The 20153-nt window shown below is 67.5% G+C and carries 22 protein-coding genes; 13 read left to right on the top strand and 9 right to left on the bottom strand.

Annotation, left to right across the window (positions count from 1 at the left end):
- Position 1 precedes the first annotated feature (1 nt).
- Positions 2 to 724 carry an SDR family NAD(P)-dependent oxidoreductase gene (locus DMB37_RS08585; protein WP_167768781.1) on the bottom strand — a complete coding sequence of 241 codons (723 nt, stop codon included), beginning with the start codon at positions 722 to 724 and terminating at the stop codon, positions 2 to 4.
- A 292-nt stretch (positions 725 to 1016) separates the two neighbouring features.
- On the opposite strand from DMB37_RS08585, the gene DMB37_RS08580 reads away from it, so the two are divergent.
- The 4 genes from DMB37_RS08580 (at position 1017) to DMB37_RS08565 (ending at position 4412) form a co-directional block, all read left to right on the top strand.
- Positions 1017 to 2054 carry an AraC family transcriptional regulator gene (locus DMB37_RS08580; protein ID WP_135232243.1) on the top strand — a complete coding sequence of 346 codons (1038 nt, stop codon included), beginning with the start codon at positions 1017 to 1019 and terminating at the stop codon, positions 2052 to 2054.
- A 100-nt stretch (positions 2055 to 2154) separates the two neighbouring features.
- Complete coding sequence (locus tag DMB37_RS08575) at positions 2155 to 2877, top strand: DUF5134 domain-containing protein (protein ID WP_167768780.1); 723 nt, start codon at positions 2155 to 2157, stop codon at positions 2875 to 2877.
- Positions 2878 to 3064: 187 nt separating this feature from the next.
- On the top strand, positions 3065 to 3691 hold the full coding sequence (gene sigK, locus DMB37_RS08570; RefSeq protein ID WP_370465357.1) for an ECF RNA polymerase sigma factor SigK: 627 nt from the start codon (positions 3065 to 3067) through the stop codon (positions 3689 to 3691).
- Entirely contained in the window at positions 3684 to 4412 is a 729-nt protein-coding gene (locus tag DMB37_RS08565) for an anti-sigma factor domain-containing protein (protein WP_135232240.1), read from the top strand. Before sigK ends, DMB37_RS08565 begins: the two co-directional genes overlap by 8 nt.
- 9 nt (positions 4413 to 4421) lie before the next feature.
- On the opposite strand, the gene DMB37_RS08560 is transcribed toward DMB37_RS08565, so the two are convergent.
- The 3 genes from DMB37_RS08560 to DMB37_RS08550 all read right to left on the bottom strand — a co-directional run bounded on the left by DMB37_RS08560 (position 4422) and on the right by DMB37_RS08550 (position 6459).
- Positions 4422 to 5096 carry a PhzF family phenazine biosynthesis protein gene (locus DMB37_RS08560; RefSeq protein ID WP_135232239.1) on the bottom strand — a complete coding sequence of 225 codons (675 nt, stop codon included), beginning with the start codon at positions 5094 to 5096 and terminating at the stop codon, positions 4422 to 4424.
- Positions 5097 to 5244: 148 nt separating this feature from the next.
- Positions 5245 to 5784 carry a carboxymuconolactone decarboxylase family protein gene (locus tag DMB37_RS08555; protein ID WP_135232238.1) on the bottom strand — a complete coding sequence of 180 codons (540 nt, stop codon included), beginning with the start codon at positions 5782 to 5784 and terminating at the stop codon, positions 5245 to 5247.
- Positions 5785 to 5871: 87 nt separating this feature from the next.
- Positions 5872 to 6459, bottom strand: a complete 588-nt coding sequence (locus tag DMB37_RS08550) for a peroxiredoxin (RefSeq protein WP_107658151.1) — start codon at positions 6457 to 6459, stop codon at positions 5872 to 5874.
- 123 nt (positions 6460 to 6582) lie between these two features.
- Here DMB37_RS08550 and DMB37_RS08545 point away from each other — a divergent pair, with 123 nt between their 5' ends.
- Entirely contained in the window at positions 6583 to 7491 is a 909-nt protein-coding gene (locus DMB37_RS08545; RefSeq protein WP_135232237.1) for a hydrogen peroxide-inducible genes activator, read from the top strand.
- A 299-nt stretch (positions 7492 to 7790) separates the two neighbouring features.
- Positions 7791 to 8306: a gamma-glutamylcyclotransferase family protein gene (locus tag DMB37_RS41895; RefSeq protein WP_370465356.1), complete on the top strand. Its 516-nt coding sequence runs from the start codon at positions 7791 to 7793 to the stop codon at positions 8304 to 8306.
- On the opposite strand, the gene DMB37_RS08535 is transcribed toward DMB37_RS41895, so the two are convergent.
- A complete protein-coding gene (locus tag DMB37_RS08535) occupies positions 8255 to 9229 on the bottom strand; it encodes a DUF559 domain-containing protein (RefSeq protein WP_135232235.1) in 975 nt (324 codons plus the stop codon). The two genes, DMB37_RS41895 and DMB37_RS08535, sit on opposite strands and share 52 nt — an antisense overlap.
- Positions 9230 to 9436: 207 nt before the next feature.
- On the opposite strand from DMB37_RS08535, the gene DMB37_RS08530 reads away from it, so the two are divergent.
- The 4 genes from DMB37_RS08530 (at position 9437) to DMB37_RS08520 (ending at position 11012) form a co-directional block, all read left to right on the top strand.
- The gene (locus DMB37_RS08530) at positions 9437 to 9838 is read left to right on the top strand and encodes a TetR/AcrR family transcriptional regulator (protein ID WP_240772304.1); all 402 of its coding nucleotides are present in this window, start codon (positions 9437 to 9439) and stop codon (positions 9836 to 9838) included.
- Positions 9835 to 9984, top strand: a complete 150-nt coding sequence (locus tag DMB37_RS41300) for a TetR family transcriptional regulator C-terminal domain-containing protein (RefSeq protein ID WP_240772303.1) — start codon at positions 9835 to 9837, stop codon at positions 9982 to 9984. The genes DMB37_RS08530 and DMB37_RS41300 overlap by 4 nt, the downstream gene beginning before the upstream one ends.
- A 93-nt stretch (positions 9985 to 10077) precedes the next feature.
- Entirely contained in the window at positions 10078 to 10812 is a 735-nt protein-coding gene (locus DMB37_RS08525) for an SDR family NAD(P)-dependent oxidoreductase (protein WP_135232234.1), read from the top strand.
- On the top strand, positions 10812 to 11012 hold the full coding sequence (locus DMB37_RS08520; RefSeq protein ID WP_135232233.1) for a 4-oxalocrotonate tautomerase family protein: 201 nt from the start codon (positions 10812 to 10814) through the stop codon (positions 11010 to 11012). Before DMB37_RS08525 ends, DMB37_RS08520 begins: the two co-directional genes overlap by 1 nt.
- Before the next feature lie 137 nt (positions 11013 to 11149).
- On the opposite strand, the gene speD is transcribed toward DMB37_RS08520, so the two are convergent.
- The 4 genes from speD to DMB37_RS08500 all read right to left on the bottom strand — a co-directional run bounded on the left by speD (position 11150) and on the right by DMB37_RS08500 (position 17120).
- Complete coding sequence (gene speD / locus DMB37_RS08515; protein WP_135232232.1) at positions 11150 to 12352, bottom strand: adenosylmethionine decarboxylase; 1203 nt, start codon at positions 12350 to 12352, stop codon at positions 11150 to 11152.
- Positions 12353 to 12359: 7 nt separating this feature from the next.
- Positions 12360 to 13460: a type III PLP-dependent enzyme gene (locus DMB37_RS08510; protein ID WP_135232231.1), complete on the bottom strand. Its 1101-nt coding sequence runs from the start codon at positions 13458 to 13460 to the stop codon at positions 12360 to 12362.
- 172 nt (positions 13461 to 13632) lie between these two features.
- Positions 13633 to 16131 carry an RNA helicase gene (locus DMB37_RS08505; protein ID WP_135232230.1) on the bottom strand — a complete coding sequence of 833 codons (2499 nt, stop codon included), beginning with the start codon at positions 16129 to 16131 and terminating at the stop codon, positions 13633 to 13635.
- Positions 16132 to 16166: 35 nt separating this feature from the next.
- Positions 16167 to 17120 (bottom strand): PAC2 family protein, encoded by a 954-nt coding sequence (locus tag DMB37_RS08500; protein ID WP_135232229.1) that lies wholly within the window; start codon positions 17118 to 17120, stop codon positions 16167 to 16169.
- Between the two features lie 247 nt (positions 17121 to 17367).
- Here DMB37_RS08500 and DMB37_RS08495 point away from each other — a divergent pair, with 247 nt between their 5' ends.
- The 3 genes from DMB37_RS08495 to DMB37_RS08485 all read left to right on the top strand — a co-directional run bounded on the left by DMB37_RS08495 (position 17368) and on the right by DMB37_RS08485 (position 20141).
- Positions 17368 to 18078 carry a sensor domain-containing protein gene (locus DMB37_RS08495; RefSeq protein WP_240772302.1) on the top strand — a complete coding sequence of 237 codons (711 nt, stop codon included), beginning with the start codon at positions 17368 to 17370 and terminating at the stop codon, positions 18076 to 18078.
- A gap of 138 nt (positions 18079 to 18216) precedes the next feature.
- Positions 18217 to 19932, top strand: coding sequence for a DUF4192 domain-containing protein (locus tag DMB37_RS08490; RefSeq protein WP_240772301.1), 1716 nt, complete (start codon positions 18217 to 18219; stop codon positions 19930 to 19932).
- On the top strand, positions 19929 to 20141 hold the full coding sequence (locus tag DMB37_RS08485; RefSeq protein WP_135232228.1) for a hypothetical protein: 213 nt from the start codon (positions 19929 to 19931) through the stop codon (positions 20139 to 20141). Before DMB37_RS08490 ends, DMB37_RS08485 begins: the two co-directional genes overlap by 4 nt.
- Positions 20142 to 20153: the final 12 nt, after the last annotated feature.

Here is a 20153-nt window from a genome sequence, read left to right as displayed (position 1 = left end):
GCTACTCGCCGTTGCGGGTGAACACGCGGCGCACCCGTCCCGGTGGCCGCAACGCGGCGCGCAGGAAGCTGGTGGGTGGCACGCTGATCAGGCCGCCCCGCCCGTGCAGGACGCAGTCGACCACGGAATCGGCGACGGCCGCCGGGTCCTCCAGTGACCCCGAGGCGACGGTGCTGACGGTGACGCCCTTGCCCGACAGTTCCTGGTCCAGCGCCGCGCCGAGACCGACCACGCCGTGTTTGGTCGCGCAGTACACGGCGACACCCAGCGCCGCGGTCACCCCGCCCGCCGTGCCGATGTTCACGATCTGGCCGTGTCCCTGACTGGCGAATCGTTCTGCGGCGAGCCGGGTTCCGATGATCACCGCCCGCAGGTTGATATCGATCTGCCGGTCCGATTCGGCTGCCGACTCCGCGAGAAAGGGGCCCGACGGCATCACGTCGGCGGCGTTCACCAAAACGTCGAGACCGCCGAGTCTGCGTTCGGCGTAGGTGAGGAAGCTGCCGAAGCGGGCGCTGTCGGTGACGTCGAGGGCGAGTCCGACGACGGTGCCGTCGCGGGATCTGCCGAGGTGATCGGCGACCGCTCGCACCGCGCCGACGTCCACGTCTCCGATGACGAGATCGGCCCCCTCGGCCAGGAACGCCGACGCTGTCTCGCGACCGATGCCGTGCGCGCCCCCGGTGATCGCGATCCGTTTGCCAGTGAGCGTCTTCCGAGACATATGGTTTCGCCTGCCTTCGTCTCTGTACAACGCTAGAGGGTCGCTGGGGGGTGCTCCATGCGATATCGGGTCAGCACTTTGCATAATGCGGCCAGGGCGAATAGGGTCGATCGCCAGTCGAGTGGCAGATTTGCTGTCCATCGCGACTTCGGCCAATAACCTTGCGGAGTGTGGCCATGGCGAACCGGTCGGACGGTTTGCTCGGCGGGATGAACCGCATTGGGAGAGCAGAACATACGATCTCCGGCCAGAAACCTTGCGCAAATCGGCCACGACAGGCAACGATGGATACGTGGCCTCATGGGAGTGGCGGCGGTCGGTAACAAACGCGGCGATCCTCGTCGAACTCGGGGACGATCACGGGCTCACCCAGGATCAGTGCCTACGCGGCACAGACGTCGATCCTCGGCTGCTGAAAACACCCGGTGGGGAGATCACCGCGGCGCAGGAACTCGCCATCGTCGGCAATCTCGTCACGCTGCTGGACGATCCGCCGGGCCTCGGCGTCGAAGCAGGCACGCGCACCCACCTCACCACCCACGGCGTCCTTGCCTTGGCGGTGCTCAGCAGCCCGACCATGCGCCAGGCCATCGATGTCGCCATGCGCTACTTCAGCCTGATGACCTCGTTCGCCCGCGCCTGGCACATCTACCGCGACGACGAGATTCTGCTCTACGGCGATGACCGCGACCTGCCCGGCGAGCTGCGCGGGTTCCTCGCCGAACGCGATGTGTCTGCGCTGCTGACCAATTGGTTCATGGTGTTCGGTGTGCCGCCGCCGGTGGTACGCGTCGAGATCGCGGGCGGCCTGCGCCCGCGGCTGGCGCCGCTGTTCGACAGCTTCGAGATTCCGAGCACGGAATCCGCGGAACTGCAGCTCGCGGTGTTCGACGCCGCCGGTATCGATGAGCCGATGCCGCAGGCCAGTCCGCTCACCGCGCAGCTGTTCGAAGAGCAATGCGACGATCTGCTGCAGCGTCGCGGACTGCGCCAGGGCGTGGCGGGCACGGTGCGGGAAATGTTGATGCACCGGATGAACAGCAGGCTCAGCCAGGAGGACGTCGCGGCCGGGCTGCACATGAGCCTGCGCACGATGCGCCGGCGGTTGGCGGAGGAGGGCACCTCCTATCGGCAGCTCTGCGCCGAAACGTTCGGCACGCTCGCCGAGGAGCTGCTCGCCACCGGGCTGACCGTCGAGGACGTCGCGTATCGGATGGGATATTCAGGCGCGCCGAGCTTTTCGAACGCGTTCAAGCAGTGGCGCGGTGTCTCGCCGGGGCGATTCGCTCGCTCGACGGTCGACCGGTACCGGCAGTCCGTGCCGCGCTGACGTCGCGGCGGCCGGGGTGCCGCCACCCTAAAAGGGCACCCTGATCGATCTCGGGTGCGACCATGGAATGGGCAGGTCCACGGTCGCCGTAGGAGGGGTGGTGGATGTGGCTCAGTTCGTGCAGGAGTACGCCGCGTTGCGGTGGTCGGTGGTGGCGGCGTTTCTGCTCGCGGTGGCGATCGTGCTCGGGCGGTTGGCTGCGCCACTTGCCGTGGGTAACGATGCCGCGGGCTCCGTTCTCGTTCCGGGGGCCGAATCCGACCGGCGGCACCGTGATTCGATCCGTGCGGCGGATGCCAGACCGACCGGTGGGTATCATGAATCCGATGCTGCGCACCTCATCATGTGCTTGGTGATGCTCGCGATGCTGGTGTTCCCGGCGGGCGCGAGTCCGGTCGCCGTGCGCGGCGTGCTCACCGCGATGACCGTGGTCTTCGCCATTCTGCTGACGAGCCGAATCCTGGAGTGGCGCAGCGCGCCTCGCGTGACCCCACTGGACCGGCTGGTGCCGCTGGGCTACCACACGGTAACCGCCGCCGCCATGCTGTATGCCATGTCCGGACACACGGCGCCGGGCCACACCGGCGGACCCGCCGTGATTCCGGCGCTCGGCCTCGCCGCACTGTTCGCGGCGGACGCGCTACTGGTCACCTTCGCCGTCGGCCGCCCCCACGTCGACACGCCGGGCCACCTGGGCATTCTGCTGCGCTCCGGTGGGTGTGTCGCGGCGCTGACCGGGCCGAGGCGACGCTCGGCGGTGGTGCCGCACGTCGTGATGGATCTCGGTACCGCCTACATGCTCATCGCGGCCGTTTCGAGTTGACCGGTGCCGCAGACCAATCCGCGCGCCATCCCATACCGAACCCCTGTCTATGCGGGCAGATTCGGTCATCGATGAGGTAGCGAACGAATCACGTGCCGACGTGCGGTGTGCACCCGACAAACTGGGGTGTGGGGGAGGGGCGGGTAATGAGCGCGTTCTCGCCGCGGTACACCGGGTCGGTGCACTCGTGCTGGACGGCCACTCTTTATGTGGATGCCCGCCACCCACCGCGGTCGACCGACAGCGATCGGCGTTGTCCGGTCGCACCCTCCTCGCACTGCTCGCCGCGATCGGCGACGGAGACCGCGGGGCCTTCACCGAGTTCTACCGGCTCACCAGCCCGCGGGTATTCGGGCTCGCCACCCGCATCGTGCGCAGCAGGGCCGCGGCGGAGGAAGTCAGCCAGGAGGTGTACCTCCAGGTGTGGTCGACCGCCGATCGCTACGAGTCGGCACTGGCCAGTCCGATCGGCTGGCTCATGATGCTCGCGCACCGGCGCGCGGTCGACCGGGTGCGCGCCGAAGCCGCCTGCGCGGTCCGGGAATCGGCCTACGCACACGCACACGGCGGCCGCGACCACGATGTCGTCGCGGAATCGGTGACGCAGCGCATGGACGAACAGGAGGTCCTCGGCTGCCTCGCCGCGCTCACCGCGACGCAGCGCGAGGCGATCACGCTCGCCTACTACACCGGGCGGACGTACCGTGAAGTCGCAGACCACCTATCGGTGCCGCTGCCGACCGTCAAGACCCGCATCCGTGCCGGGTTGAAGAGACTGGAGAGCTGCTTGTCCGGAGAATGCGCCGATGGCTGATAACCCGCCACGATCGGACGCGGAACTGCTCGACCTGGCGTACCCGTGCGCGTTGGACGCCGTCGGCGAGATCGAACGCCGGCGCATCGAGGAGCGGCTGGCGGCCGCCGATCCCGCTGTGCGGCAAGAATTCTCGGACACGGTGCGACGGTTGCGCGAGGTGATGGCGCAGGTGGCCGCGCTCGACGCGCAGGCGCCGCCACCGGAACTGGAGGCACGGATTCTGGCGGCACTGCCCGACGACGGGCGCACCAGGCTCCCGTCCGCCTGGCAGCGGCGCATGCGCTGGGTGGTGCCGGTGGCCGCGGCGGCCTGTCTGGTGATCGGTGGCAGCGTGATCGCCGATCGGATCGGTAGCCCGCCCGACGGTGTACCGACCGCGGAGCGGATACATCGGCAGCCGGACTCGCGCACGCTCACCAAACCGGTGGTCGGCGGCGGCACGGTCATGGTGGAGTTCTCCGCCCAGCAGCGACTGGCGGTCGTCGCGTTCACCGGAGTCGCCGAGCCGCCGTCGGGGCGGGTGTATCAGGTGTGGTTGGTGCCCGTCGGTGAACGGCCGAGGCCGCGGTCGGCGGGGGTGCTCGTCGAATTGCCTTCGACGGCAAAGCCATTCGTGACGACCTTCGATCCGGGCGAGACGCTGGCAGTCAGCGTCGAACCCGCCGGCGGATCGGCGGCGCCGACGAGTCCACCGATCGCCGGTGTGCCGTTGGTCTGAGGGCGTCGGTCAGATCTCGACGGACTGGTCGGCGACTACGCGTCCACCGAGGCGGACCCAGCCGTCGGAGTCCCAGGCGGTGAACAGCTGGGATCCCTTGCCCTGGGTGATGACCAGGCCGCGGCGCAGCAGTGCGGTGATGGCGACGGCGGCGGCACCGGTTGCTTCGTCTTCGGCAATTCCCAAGGTGGGGGCGAACATTCGTGCGCGCAGGGTGCCGCGGTTCGCGTCGGTCCAGGCCCAGAAATAGTGCGGGCCGCCGGTGAAGTCGTCGGGGCGCAGGGTGGCCAGCTCGTCGAGGTCGGCGAGCTGGTGGAAGGTGAAGTCGGGTGCCCATTCGCCGCGGGCGGTGATCCAGGTGAGGCCCTCGGTCAGCTCGACCGCCACCGGGCCCGCGGGCACGCTCAGCCGGCGTACGGGTACGCCGCGTTCCGCGAACCACCAGGCGGTGCCCACCGAGGGGTGGCCGGCGAACGGAAGTTCCACAGCCGGGGTGTAGATCCGAACCCGCGCGATCTCGTCGACCGGGTCCTCGACCACGACGGTCTCGCTGTAGCCCGCTTTGGCCGCCAGGGCCTGCCGATCGGCTTCGGCCACGTCCGCTGCCCGCGCGATGCCCAGCTCGTTGCCGAATCGTCCGGCGGCGTCGGTGAACACCCGCACCACGTCAACCTGTGTGCCCATGTTTTCGACCCTACTAGTCCGGTCCGACACTGAGCTGTCGCGTAGCCCACACCGGCCGTTCATCGAGCTGTCGTCGCAGGTCAGGTGGGGACGAAAAAGGCCGCCGACGGTTCATTGGCTGAACCGTCGGCGGCCTCGGATCGAGTGCTCAGACCGTGGCGGCGGCAAGCGTTTCGGTCGACTGCACCGCCTGGCCGACACCGGCGACGATCGCGGCCGCGCGCAGCGACTCGAAGATCACCTCACGAGACACGCCCGCCTCACGCAGCGTGTGCTCGTGCGCCTCCAGGCAATGCTGGCAGCCGTTGATCGACGAGACCGCGAACGACCACAGCTCGAAGTCGGCCTTGTCGACCCCCGGGCTACCGATGATCTGCATGCGCAGACCGGCCCGCAGGTCGTCGTAGCGGCCACCGAGGAACGCCTTGCCCCGGTAGAACACATTGTTCATGCCCATGATCGAGGCGGCGCCGAGTGCGGCGTTGTACGCCTGCTCCGACAGCACATCCGCGGCCTCCTCGGCGATCTCACGCAGCGTGGTCGCCGATTGGGTCGCGGCCGCCGACGCCAGCAGCGTGCCCCACAGCTGCTGCTCGTTCAGCACCGTGGTGCGGGCCAGCGAGGACAGATTGAGCTTGAGGTCCTTGGCGTACTCGGGGAGGGAGTTCTTCAGGTTCTCAATGCTCATACGTTGCTTCCTCGGTTCGGATCATCCCCGCGGGAACGGGGGACAGTGCATGGGATTTCGTACATGGATCGTGCGTTGTGACTCGACTCAGACGCTGGCGGCGAGCAGCTCGCCTGCGTTGATGGTCGGGTCGCCCTTCTTCCAGTTGCAGGCGCACAGCTCGTCGGACTGCAGTGCGTCGAGCACCCGCAGCACCTCGTCGACATTGCGGCCGACCGAACCCGCGGTGACCGAGACGAACTGCACCTCGTTGTTCGGGTCGACGATGAAGGTGGCCCGGTCGGCGACGCCATCGGCGTTGAGAACGCCGGTGGCCGCGGCCAATTCGCGCTTGAGGTCGGACAGGATCGGGAACGGCAGGGTCTTCAGATCCTCGTGCTGGGCCCGCCACTGGAAGTGCACGAACTCGTTGTCGACCGAGGCGCCGAGCACCTGCGCGTCGCGGTCCGCGAACTCCTCGTTGAGCTTGCCGAACGCGGCGATCTCGGTCGGGCAGACGAAGGTGAAGTCCTTGGGCCAGAAGAAGACGATCCGCCACTTGCCCGCGTGATCGTCGCTGGTGATCTGGGTGAAGTAGTCGTCAGGCTGCTGAGCGTCGACCTTGGACAGATCACCACCGATGACAGCGGTGAGGTTGTATGCCGGGAATTGGTCGCCGATGGTCAGCAAGGCCATGCCTAATCTCCTCGTTCTGGTGGGTTTGCTAGCACTGTGCAGAAAAGCAGAAAAGCTCCCTTTCGATCTTGCCCGACGGGCTGATGAAAGGTAAAGGTGATCAGTCGCACTACACTGATAGCCGTGACCGATCAGACTTATCAGCCGACCCTGTCACAGCTGCGTGCGTTCGTGGCGGTCGCGGAATATCGCCATTTCGGCACTGCCGCAGCGCGGCTCAGTGTGAGCCAGCCCACGCTATCGCAGGCGCTCGCGGCACTTGAACACGGGCTCGGCCTCCAACTGATCGAGCGCAGTACCCGGCGGGTGCTCGTCACCGCCGCGGGCATGCGGTTGCTGCCCAAGGCGATGGCGACGCTCGAAGCGGCCGATCGTTTCGTCGCGTCGGCGACCGGCGACGGTCTCGGCGGCACACTCCGAATGGGCATAATTCCGACAGTTGCCCCATATGTGCTGCCCGCCCTGCTGCCCGAGTTGCAGAAGAAGTTGCCCGCGTTGCATCCGCAGGTGATCGAGGACCAGACCGCGCGGCTGTTGGACGGGCTGCGCACCGGCGTGCTCGACGTCGCGCTGCTCGCGCTGCCGACCGACATTCCCGGGTTGATCGAGATCCCGTTGTACACCGAGGAATTCGTGCTGGTGACGCCGCGCGGGCACGACCTGGCCGGCCGCACCGACCTGGCCCCCGCGGTCCTCGACTCGCTACCCCTGCTGCTGCTCGACGAGGGGCACTGCCTGCGCGACCAAGCCCTCGACCTGTGCCGCTCCGCCGAGGCCCATCCGGCCGCCGTCGGCGATACCCGCGCCGCTTCGCTGGCGACCGTAGTGCAGTGTGTCGCAGGCGGTCTCGGCGTCACCCTCATCCCGGAGATGGCCGTCGCCTCCGAAACCGCCCGCGGAACCCTCGGCACCGCCCACTTCGCCACGCCCGCCCCCGGCCGCACCATCGGGCTCGCATATCGCACTTCGACCGCCCGCGCGGAAGACTATGAATACCTTGCCGCCATCATTCGGACGATGCGGCCGTCGTAGCGGTCGAAGGTGTTCGGCGGCAGTCGGTTTCGAACCTAGTGGCTGGGTGGCAACATGCGAATGCGGCCGCGACCTAGGAGGCCGGCTGAGACCTAGGAGGCCGGCTGAGACCTAGGAGGGCGGCTGCGCCCTGGGAGGGCGGCTGCGACTTAGGGGGCGGCTGCGCCCTGGGAGGGCGGCTGAGACCTAGGAGGGCGGCTGCGACTTAGGGTGGCGGCTGCGACTTAGGGGGCGGCTCTGAACCAGGAGGGCACCCGCGACCTACGACGGGCACGCAGAGCGACCCGGATGCCGCGGATATGAGAGGGATGCGGATGGACTCGTTACCACCAAATGCCAGCCGGCTTGCTCTACACGCTGGACATCGGCACGCATTGTTCGTCTACGGGACACTCCAATTTCCAGAGGTCCTGGAGGTCCTGATCGGTCGCGTCCCACCACGGCACCCCGCCACTGCACCAGGCTGGCGCGTCGCCACCCTCACCGACCGCCTCTATCCCGGCCTGGTCCCAGCACCGAACGGCCTCGCCCACGGCACCGTACTCAGCGGCCTCACCGCAGCGGAGTGGGAAATCCTCGACGCCTTCGAAGACCCCGAATACGACCTCCGCACAATCCAGTTAACCAACTCCACCGCCCCCGTCTGGGCCTACATCTGGACATCCGCTGTCGCCCAGGAAGATTGGCACCCCCAAGCTTTCATCACCACCCACCTCGCCCAATTCGCAGCCAACTGCCTCGAATGGCGTCAACAGCACGCGACCTACCCGTGCCCACCGTCAAGTGTGCCCGGCCCCCGCCCATTTCGTCGGTGAGGGGGAACTGGTGTTGGCAAATCGCGAGAGCGCGCCGACACCAGTTCCCCCTGATCATTCGTCCAGCCCTGATCGCGGAGGGCGGCGCGAACTCGGTCGAGGATGACGTGCGGGCGGTGGTGGAGGAGGGTTGCGTTGACGCGGACCACGCGCCAGCCCAGTGCTTCCAGGATTGCGAACCTGTCGATGTCCTTCGTGCGCTGGGCAGGGTCGGTCCAATGGTGGGCACCGTCGTATTCGACCGCGACGCGCCACTCTTCCCACCCCATATCGACACGGGCGATGAACGCGCCGCAGCGTTCGCGGACCACGAGTTGGGTACTGGGTGCGGCTAATCCGTTATCGATCAGCAGTAGTCGGGTGTGTGATTCCTGAGGTGATTCGGCGCCCGCATCGATCAACGGAAGGATCTTCGACAGCCGCGCGACTCCACGCGCGCCGGGATGGTCGCGAGCCAAGGCCGCGACTTCCAGCGGATTCAGGCCGGTAGCCGAGCTCAATGCGTCCAGGAGCGGTACGGCTTGATCGCGGGGTAACCGCCGACCGAGGTCGAACGCGGTTCGAGCGGGTGTCGTCACCCGGAATCCGTCGACTTCGCAGTATTCGGCAGGCTCGATGGTGGCGCGCACGGCGCGAATCCCGCAGGGCGGCTTACAGTGTGCCGTCCGTGCGATCTCCGCGGGTTGGTCCGGATCCAGCCAGCGAGTGCCGTGCAAAGCGGCCGCCGAGTACCCGATCAGCACACCGGCACCCTTGGCCCAGTGTGCTGCGGCGCGTGCACGCTTCTGCGCGTCGAGCGCGCACCCCTTCGGCAGGTAGACGTCGGGGAACACTCGCACGAAGTTGTGCTGAAGTTCCCATCGCGTCACCAACCCGGCCGCCCTCGCCCAAGACCCCGGAAACGGCTCATCCAAGACCCCCATGCCCGAACTATCCCCCTCTCCACCGACATAATTGATCGAGGGGGAACTGGTGTTGGTGAGCTCTCGGCCGATGCCTACATCAGTTCCCCGTGATCACTTGACCAGCTCAACGCGAGCGTCGAGTTGGGGTTTGCGTTAGTAGACGACCGGTCGTATATTTGGGGTATGGCGCGACCGCGACGGAGTGGGGATACTCGGCAGCTTTTGGTGGAGGAGGGGGCGGCCGGGTTTTTGGCCAGTGGGTATCACGGGACGGGGATCAAGCAGGTTTTGGACAAGGTGGGGGTGCCCAAGGGGTCGTTTTATAACTACTTCGATAGCAAGGAGAGTTTTGGGCGGGCGGTGATCGAGCATCATTCGCTGTGTGTGCAGCGGAATTTGAGTGCGGCGTTCGGGGCGGCGGTGGATCCGGTGAGCGGGTTGCGGGCGTTTTTCGGGGGGCTGATGGCGGAGTTCGTCGAGGCGGACTTCACCGGGGGGTGTTTGATCGCGAATCTGGGTGGGGAGCTGGAAGGTAGTGAGCTGCTTCGGGAGTCGTTGTCGCAGGCTTGGGGGCGTGGCGGGATCGGGTGGCCGAGCAGCTGCGAGAAGCGCAGGGGCTGGGGATGATTCGGGGCGATATCGACGCGACTGACCTGGCTGACCTGCTGCTGGAATCGTGGGAGGGGGCGGTGATCCGGATGAAGATCGATCGGACGCTGGAACCGCTGCAGAAGTGCTTGGACCGTCTGCTGGACGACTATTTCCGGCCCTGACCTAGGGCATTCATCAGAGTTGTTATTCGAGACTCGGGTCGTTGCGCATACGCATTCCAAGACGACCGGTCGTATTCAAGGAAGAAGGAGAACATGACGAAAACGGTGATCGTGACCGGATCCTCCAGTGGAATCGGGCGTGATATCGCCCGCGCCTTCGTGGCGCGCGGGGACAACGTGGTGCTCAACGGCCGTGACGCCGTCAAGCTCGCCGACGTGGCCGCGGAGCTCGGCGCACCTGAGCGGATCGCCATGTTCGCGGGCGATATCGGTTCTCCCGCAACGGGTTCCGAGCTGGTGCGAACCGCCGTCGATCGGTTCGGCGGGGTGCAGGTGCTGGTGAACAGCGCGGGCATCTTCGGCGTCAAACCGTTCGTGGACGTCACCGAGGAGGACCTCGACAGCTTCGTGAACGGCAACTTGAAGGGCACCTACTTCACCACGCAGGCGGTGGTGCGTCAGCTGAAGCGGCAGGCAGCCGGTGGCAGCATCGTGAACATCGGCACGGTGCTGGTCGACCACGCGCTCGCCGGGCTACCCGCCTCCGCGGCACTGGTCAGCAAGGGTGGTGTGCACGCACTGACCATCAGCCTCGCCGCGGAACTAGCGGCCGACGGCATCCGCGTCAACGCCGTCGCCCCCGGCATCATCCGCACCCCACTGTTCGGCGCAGGCGACGAAACCGCCTCCGGCCGACTAGCTTTGCTGAACCGCATCGGCGAGGTATCCGAAACGACCGCCGCCGTCTTGCATCTCGCCGACGCCGGGTTCACCACCGGCCACGTCCTCCCCGTCGACGGCGGGTTCATCTCGGGCAGGTCAGCCTGATGCCTTACGTGAACATCAAGGTCACCGACGAGGGCGTCACCAGGGAGCAGAAGGCGCTCTTGATCAAAGGTGTCACCGAGCTACTCCACACCGTCCTCGACAAGGACCCGGAAACTACCTTCGTGGTCATCGATGAGGTCGACCTGACCAACTGGGGCGTAGGCGGCCTGAACGTCGAGGAATACCGCAACCGTTCCTGACCGCGACACCGAGGCGCAGGCGAAAGGTGCTCGTGACGCACGCTGCAACCTACGTCAAAGCATGCAACGTACGTCACGTCGAAACGCGAAACGCACCGGGTCCCAGTGGAACTGGGCCCGGTGCGTTTCAGGATGTGCTAGACGCGCAGGGCGTGGGGTTCGATCGCGCCGCGCACGAGTGCTCGCGCGTCGACGGTTTCGGGCCGGTAGGGCAGGGTGGGCAAACGGTCGGTCATGGTCTGCACCGGGTCGGCCAGCTGCTCGTTCGTGCCGAACAGGAAGGTCCACTCGTGCTCGTCGCTGCCGTACTGCACGACGGTACCGAACTGCTCGTGGAACCGATTCCAGGACCGCTTCAATGTCTCGTTGCGCCACATGGTCGCGCAACCGGCCTGCGCGCTCAGCACGCCACCGGGAGCGAGCAGGGCCCGACATCGGGACAGGAACTCCGACTCGTAGAGGCGGTTGTGCTGCGCGTCCTCGACCCGCTCGTCGGGCAGGTCGATCACGATGACGTCGTAGCGCGTCCCGGCCTCGGCGGCCTTGGCGAGGAAGTCCCAGCCGTCGGCGTAGTGCACCTTGATCGGGCCTTCGCCCTTGACGGCGGCGGCCAGGTCGGCGCTGGTGTAGCCGTAGGGCAGGTGCTCGGCGCACAGCTCGACCTCGAGCTGATCGATGTCGACGTGGTCGACCAGTGTCGCGCCGGCGGCGACCGACATCTGACTGGCCACACCCTCACCGGAACCGATGATGAGCACCTTGTCCAGCTTCGCGGCGAGCGCGAAGGCCGGAACCATCATCGCCTCGTGATAGGTCAGCTGGGAGAACTCGGTGGACTGGCGATCGTCGTCGGAGAACAGGCTGATGCCCTGCTCGGTGCGCGCGATCACCATGTGCTGGAACGGAGTACGGGTGTCCACGATCACTTCGTGCAGATCCCAGATGCGGGTCAGGCCCGCGCCCACCGGTTCCTCGATCCGCTGCGAGCCGTGCCCGCGGCGGATGACCTGCATGCGAACATCCTTGGGAGACAACTTGTCTCGCAATAGTTCGACGGCCTTCGACGCACCGGCGCCGATACTGCCGCAGGTGAAGACGTCGACAAAGATGTCGCCGGACTCTGGATAGGTGTGAATCGAGGCGTGAGACTCCGACAACAGCGCGAGGACAGTCACCCCCTGCGGATCGAACTTCTTGTGTACGACATCGCAGATGGTGACGCCCGCCGCGATCAAAGACTCACGCAACGCCGATTCGAGGCGTTCGAGGTCGTCGCAGAGGGTCGCGTCGACACCACCGAACTCGGCCAGCACATGCCAGCCGGTGAAATCCGCCGTCATGGCAAACTCACTCTCGCTCAGCGCCCGAGACATGAACGGTCAAGGGCGGAAAACCATTGAAGGACACCGACGAATAGCTCGCGGTATAGGCGCCGGTGTCGAGGATCTGAATGCGATCACCGGCTCGCAACGTGGTCGGTAGGAGGACTCGCGTGCGTTGATACAGTACATCGTCTCCGTCGCAGGTCGGACCGGCCACCACCGCCTCGTCGACGGGGTCGCCGTCCCGGTCCGTGAGGAACCGATAGGCGATGTACTCGTTCTCTGTCTCGGCCATTCCGTTGTAGCGGCCGATGTCGAGATACACCCAGCGTCGGCCGTCCGGCGCGACGCGCACGCCGACGACTTCGGCATGGATGATGCCCGCGGAACCGACCAGCGCGCGGCCGGGTTCGACCACCAATCCGGCGGTCTCGGGCAGGAATTCGGTCACGGCGGCGTCGACCACCGCCGCGATCTCGGGCAGCGCGGGCGCCGGGTCGGCGTACGCGATCGGCAGTCCGCCACCGATATTCACGGATCGGACGTGAATGTCCTTGTCGGCCAACGCTTCCACGATCCGGCCCGCCTGCTCGATGCCGATCCGCCACGCGTCCGGATTGAGCTGCTGGGACCCGACGTGGAAGTACGGCCCGCCGACGATCAGCCCCAGATCGCGCGCCCGCACCAGCAGCCGGAACGCCTCGCCCGGCGTGCAGCCGAACTTGGCGCCGAACGGCGTGCGCGACTCCGGCGCCGAAGCCAGGAAGCGGCATTCGACCTCCGAGCCCGGCGCGTGCTCGACGATGCGCAGCAGATCGTCCTCGGTGTCGAAGGCGTACCGGCGCACGCCCAACGCGTAGGCGCGGGCGATGTCGGCGGCCTTCTTGATCGGGTTGCCGTAGCAGAGTGTGTCCGGTTCGACACCGAGCGCGCGGCACAGCTCGATCTCGCCGATGCTGGCGACATCGAACTCGGCGCCTTCCTCGTCGAGTGCTCGAATGATCTCCGGCACCGGGCTTGCCTTGACCGCGAAGCGAATCCTTGCCGCGGGCATGACGGCATGGAGTGCGCTGTAGTTCTCGCGCACTCGCTCGGGATAGATGACAAGGAACGGTGATTCGGGCATAGTTGATCTTTCGCTTGGCAGCAGCGGAGAGAGTATCAGCGGCCCCTACCCAGAAACGAATCCGTCAAACCTCGCGTCGGTAGCACCCCCGGACGGCACCAGAATACGGGCGCGAAGAGGGCGGTGACCTGTATGGATTCTGTAGATATCGGGGTGGGGCGGCGGTGCGGGGTCAGCCTGCGGACACCGTGATTTCGTCGAAGACGACCTCGCCGGCGGCATCGGACTCGGCCAGGTCCACCACGCCGACGATCGACCAGCCGTGGTCGCCCGCCGGGTCGTCGAGGACCTGGCGCACCTGCCAGAAACCGGGTCTTCGTTCGATCTGGAACAGTTGCGGTCCGCGCGCGTCCTGACCGATGCCGATGCTGTCGTACTCGGCGAAGTAGGGGGCCAGTTCGGTCTCCCAATCCGGTCCGATGCCCATCTCGGCCAGCGCGTCCCAGCGGCGCAGCGCGGCCAGCTCGACCCGGCGGAACATGGCGTTGCGGATCATCACCCGGAACGCGCGCTCGTTGGCGGAGATGGGGCGCACCGTCTCGGCGCCGAAGGCGAGCTGGTCGGCGTCGATCTCCGCGCCGGGGTTGGTGAGCTGCTCCCACTCGTCGAGCAGGCTGGAGTCGACCTGGCGGACCAGTTCGCCGAGCCACTCGGTGATGTCGTCGAGTTCCTCGGTGCGCGCGGCGTCCGGCACGGTGCGGCGCAGCGCACGGTAGGCATCCGCGAGATAGCGCAGCACCACGCCCTCTGAGCGGGCCAGCTCGTAGTGTGAGATCAGCTCGGCGAAGGTCATCGACCGCTCGATCATGTCGCGCACCACCGACTTGGGGGACGGCGCGAACTCCGACACCCACGGGTGCCCGGCGCGGTAGGTCTCGAAGGCGGGCTCGATCAGCTCGGCCAGCGGTTTGGGCCAGGTGACCTCTTCGAGCAGTTCCATCCGCTCGTCGTACTCGATGCCGTCGGCCTTCATCTCATTGATCGCCACGCCGCGCGCCTTGTGCTGCTGAGCCATCAGCAGCTGGCGCGGATCCTCGAGGGTCGATTCGATGAGGGACACCACATCGAGGGTATAGCTGGGCGCGTCTTTGTCGAGCAGCTCGAACGCGGCCAGCGCGAACGGCGACAGCGGCTGGTCGAGGGCGAAGTCGCGTTGCAGGTCGACGGTGAGGCGGGCGCGGCGGCCCTGCGCGTCGGGTTCGTCGAGCTGCTGGACCACCCCCGCGTCGCGCAGCGCGCGGTAGAGGCGGATGGCGCGCAGGATGTGTTTGCGCTGGGCTGGGCGCGGCTCGTGGTTGTCCTCGAGCAGGTGGCGCATGGCGTCGAAGCAGTTGCCCGGACGCGCAATCACGTTGAGCAGCATGGAGTTCGTCACAGTGAAACGGGAGACCATCGGCTCCGGCTGGGCGGAGACGAGACGGTCGAAGGTCTCCTCGCTCCATGAGACGAAACCCTCGGGTGGCTTGCGCCGCACCACTTTCCGCTGTTTTTTCGGATCGTCGCCCGCCTTCGCGAGCAGGCGGGTGTTCTCCACCTCGTGCTCCGGGGCCTGCACCACGACCGTGCCCATGGTGTCGTACCCCGCGCGGCCCGCGCGACCCGAGATCTGGTGGAACTCACGGGCTTTCAGCCTGCGCGTGCGCACGCCGTCGTACTTGGTCAGGCCGGTGAGCAGCACGGTGCGGATGGGGACGTTGATCCCGACGCCGAGGGTGTCGGTGCCGCAGACCACTTTCAGCAGACCCTCTTGGGCCAGTCGTTCGACCAAGCGGCGGTACTTCGGCAGCATGCCCGCGTGGTGCACGCCGATACCGTGGCGGATCAGCCGCGACAGCGTCTTGCCGAAGCCGGAGGCGAAGCGGAATTCGCCCAGTGCCGTGGCGATCGCGTCCTTTTCGGCGCGGGTGGCGAAATTCACGCTGGTCAGTGCCTGCGCTCGTTCGAGGGCGGCGGCCTGCGTGAAATGCACCACGTAGACGGGGGCCTGGTGGGTGGTGACGAGTTCTTCCAGGGTCTCGGTGATGGGGGTGCGCGCGTACGAGAAGGTCAGCGGCACCGGGCGTTCGGTGCCCGCGACGATCGCCGACGGCCGGCCGGTGCGGCGCTCCATGTCCTTGGCGAAGAAGTCGACCTCGCCGAGAGTGGCGGACATCAGCAGGAACTGGGCACGGGGGAGTTCCAGCAGCGGGACCTGCCAGGCCCAGCCGCGGTCGGGGTCGGCGTAGAAATGAAATTCGTCCATCACGACCTGGCCGACATCGGCGGCCGAACCCTCGCGCAGGGCGAGGTTCGCGAGGATTTCCGCGGTGGCGCAGATGATCGGTGCGTCGGCGTTGACCGCGGCGTCGCCGGTGACCATGCCGACGCGTTCGGCGCCGAAAACCTCGCACAGGGCGAAGAATTTCTCGCTGACCAGCGCTTTGATCGGCGCGGTGTAGTAGGTGCGTTTGCCTTGGGCCAGCGCGATGAGGTGGGCGCCGACCGCGACCAGCGACTTACCGGAACCCGTCGGCGTCGCGAGGATGACATTGGATCCCGACGCCAACTCCATCAGCGCCTCGTCCTGCGCCGGATACAGCGGGGTGCCTTGCTCGGCCGCCCACGCCCCGAAGGACTCGTAGAGCGCGTCGGCGTCGGTTCCCGGTATCTCCAGCAGCTCGGTCAGATCCACTCCGAACACCCTACGGGCTGCCGCACCCGGGCTTGCTACCGCTGTTCGCCCGGTGGCTGGCCTTCCTCACCCTCGTAGCCGCCTTGCTCGGCGAGGAAGCGCTCGAATTCGGCGCCGAGTTCGTCGCCGCTGGGCAGTTCGCCGTCACCGACGAGCAGGCTCGACTGGCGTTCCTGCGCACTGACGAAGCTGTCGTACTGGCGCTCCAGCGCGTGCACGACCGTCTCCACCTCGGAGTTTCCGGCGATGTGCTCGTTGACCTGTTCGCGCACCCTGGCCGCCGCCTCGCCGAGTGCGGCGAGCGGAATGTCGAGGCCCGCGTTGTCGGCGACGTTCTCCAGCAGGGTCTGCGCGGCCTCCGGGTACGCGGTCTGCGCGAGGTAGTGCGGCACGTGCACGGAGAAGCCGACCGACTCGTGACCGTGTTGGGCCATCCGGTATTCCAGCAGCGAGGACGCGCTACCGGGCACCTGCAACTCGCCGGGCCAGCGCTGATGTTCGGGGATGAGATCGCGGTCGGAGGAATGCGCGGTCACGCCGAGCGGACGGGTGTGCGGGATCGCCATCGGGATGGCGCTGAGGCCGATGCTGCGCCGGACGCCGAGTTGTTCGGCGAGCAGGCGGACCGCTGTGGTGAACTTCTCCCAGCGCAGGTCCGGCTCGATGCCCGCGAGCAGCAGGAACGGGGTGCCCGCCGTGTCACGCAGGGCCCAGAGGTTGAGCTCGGGCTCGGCGTACTCGGAGAAGTGGTCGGTCTTGAACGTCATGAGCGGGCGCCGAGAGCGGTAGTCGAGCAGCTCGTCCACATCGAACGAGGCGACCAGTTCGCTCTCGAGGCTCTCGCGCAGGTGCGTGGTGGCCAGCCGCACCGCATGCCCGGCATCGGTGAAACCTTCCAGTCCGTGCACCAGGACCGGACCCGCGCCGTCGTCGGACGACAGCTGCGGAGCTGGGAACTCCAGTTCGTACATTCGCGACTCGTGGTCCATCGCGTACTCCTTCCTGCGCGGGTCCGCCGGCCCGGCTGCTGCTCGGGCGTTCGACACCTGAGTCGTTCGAGACGAGCGGCGTCCGAGACGGGGACCATGTCCATTGTCCCCCATGCCGGTGACCGTCACCGAGCACGGGCGCGACACCGACCCATACGACGAGCCAACAGCGTCGGCGCCCCGCGCATTCCCGGTGGGGCGGCGTGGCGAGGCGGGTGGGCACCGGGAGTTTGGCACAGTGGGTCGGGTGACTGTGGCGGATTCGGCGCGCAGGGGGGTGAGCTTCGCCATGGCCGCGGCCGGTGCGGGGTTGCTCGCCGGGTGTGGGGCGACGGTGGCCGGTCATCCGGTCGCGGTCGAGCAGACGGTGGTGACGCGGCAGGTGGGTGCCGCGCTGTCGACTTTGCTGGTCGCACCGGCGCAGTTCCCGGCCAGGTATCCGGCGGTGGTGTTGCCGCCCGAAGCGGCGGCACAGGCGGCCGGGGATCTGACCGGAGCCGGACGGGGTGCGCGGGTACAGCCGGAGGGATGTACGCCGCCGCAGCAGGTGTTCGGGGCGAACAAGACTGAGATCGCCGTCGGTACCGACGATGCCACGCGAGCCACCCTCACGGTGGAGTTGACGCGGACCGAGCAGCCGCTCGCCGCGCTGCGCAGCCAGCTGAAACAGTGTGCGTCGGTGCGGGTCAGCCGGGGTGGGGCGCTGACGACCGTGACGACCGAGCTCGTGCCTGCTCCGTCGGTCGACGCGGACGATGCGCTGGCGTTGCGGCGGACGGTGACACCGGATGTCGGCGGGGCCGGGTTGACCGAGACGATGCGGACGGCGGTCGGGCAGGTCGATGATGTGCGAATCACTGTGACGTATATGTCTTTTTCCGGTGCCGAGCCGGATGTGGCGGCGGTGGACGAGCTGTTCACGACGGCGGTGCGGCGGGTAGCCGGCGCGGGACGATAGCAGTTCTCGCGGACAGGCGAGTGGTGGTGGCGGGTTGCCGCGGCTGAGTTGTCCACAGCGCGGAGGAATTCCCCAGGGTGGCTGAATCGCCTGGTCAGCGCGTCGGGTTCGGTGCGGGTGGCGGGCAGTCTCGACGCCATGACCACTCCCTCGAACCCTCAGCCCACCGGTCGTGCTGCGGCACAGGCCGATTCCGAGCACAGCGGCACCGGGCCTGCCGACGATGAGCTCTTCTGTGCGCGACCGTCGCTGCTGCGCGGCAAATCCAGTTCCCGAGCACCTGTGAGTCTCGCTGCGGCGATGCGCTCGTGCCAGTTTCTTCGGCCGGGAGGCGAGAAGGAGGACGGTACGCAGCGTGCGGATGGTGACGAGCGATTCGACGGCAGCGAGCATTCCGTCGATGTGCGGGCGGACGCTGCGTGGCTGGAAAGTGCTGCGCGGGCGGAAGAGGCCGCGCTCCCCGCTGATATCGACCTGACCGATGCGGCCGCGCTCGGCGTGGACCCCGACCGGACAGACGACACAGTGCGACGTGGTGACTCTGCAGGAGCCGAAGACGCTGTGCTCGCCGCGGATCTCGATCAGGCCGGCGCGGCTCTGCTCGAGGCGGATCTCGAGCGGATCGGCGATTCGCTGGATGCCGGGTTCGGTGCGCTGACCGAGGGGGACGTATTCGAGCTGGACGAGCACGAGCGGATGGTGGTATGTGCCGATCAGGCGCCGCCGTTCGAGGCGGCCGTGCCGGATAGTGCTGTGCACGTGGACGAGCCGGGGGAGTTGATCGCGGCGGTGCCCGCGATGATCGGCTTTCCGCCGGAGCGGTCGCTGGTTGTGCTGGTGTTGCGGTCGGCGCCGGGGCGCGGTGGCGGGGCGATCATCGACGCGGTGGTGCGGTTCGATCTGGACCAGGACGGCGGGCGGCGCAGGCTGCGGGCCGGGATGGTGGCGAAATGTGTGATGCAGATCTGCGCGCACGATGACGTCGCCGAGGTTTTGGCGGTCGTGGTCGACGATCGGGCCGTGGAACCGACGGAGCACCGGTCGGAGATCGGGGAGCAGTGCGGCACCGGGCGATTCGAGGTGTTGATCGACGCATTGGACCGGCGGCTCGCCGCGCACGATATCGCGCTGGCCGGCGCATGGGCGGTGTGCGCGATCGAGGCGGAGGAAGGCTGGTGGAGCTTGCTCGGCCCGGATCGGCGTGGGGCGCTGCCGGATCCGGCGACCTCGGTGGTCGCGCTGTCGAACGTGCTCGACGGCAAGCACGTGCGCGGCTCCCGAGCGGAACTGACCGCAATGGTGGTGGAGGACGTCGAGTTGCAAGATCAGGTGGCGGCGCTCTTGGACAGTGCGGTCGCCGTGGCTCGTGATCGATATGCGCGGGCGGTGCGGCGCGGTGATCCGAGCTCCTACAGCAGGGAAGCGCTCGACTATGTGCTGTGGCAGATCGCGAACACCGAATCCGGCGGGCAGCTCATGGTGCCCGAAATCGCGGAACTCGCCGCGGCCCTGCGGGATCGAGCGGTCCGCGACACCATGTTCGCCTTGGCCGTCGGCGATCACGCCGTGGCCGCCGAAGGCTTGTGGGCGGCCCTGACCCGCGCCTTGACCGGCCGCGATCGAGCCGAAGCGGCAGCACTGCTCGGGTACAGCGCCTACGTGCGCGGCGACGGACCGCTCGCAGGCATCGCGCTGGACGCCGCGTTGGATGCCGACCCCGACCACCCTTTGGCGACACTGTTGGAGACCTCATTGCACCTCGGTATGCGTCCCGACCAACTGCGCCGCCTGGCCCGCAGCGGCTACGACACGGCCGCGGACCTCGGTATCGATCTAGGTTCTCCAGCCTCGTGAAGCCCCAGCCCGACACGGGGTTGTGCTGCCTGCCTCCAGCGGTCACCGAGCCGCGTGCCACTGGCTACCGGGTCGGCGCCGCCGCGGGCCGCTACGCCGGTGGTGTCCGCGAAGGGCACACGGTGAACAGCGGCGTGGACGACCCACCGGGCGCGGGCCAGCGCTCGGCGACCGTCGATCCCCTGGGTCCGCGGGTACGAAGCAGATGACCGGGGCAGCTC

The sequence above is a fragment of the Nocardia sp. CS682 genome (genome assembly GCF_004634405.1).
Lineage (GTDB): Bacteria > Actinomycetota > Actinomycetes > Mycobacteriales > Mycobacteriaceae > Nocardia > Nocardia ninae.
The sequence above is the reverse complement of the archived record's forward strand: the minus strand, read 5'-3'. Positions and strand labels throughout refer to the sequence as shown.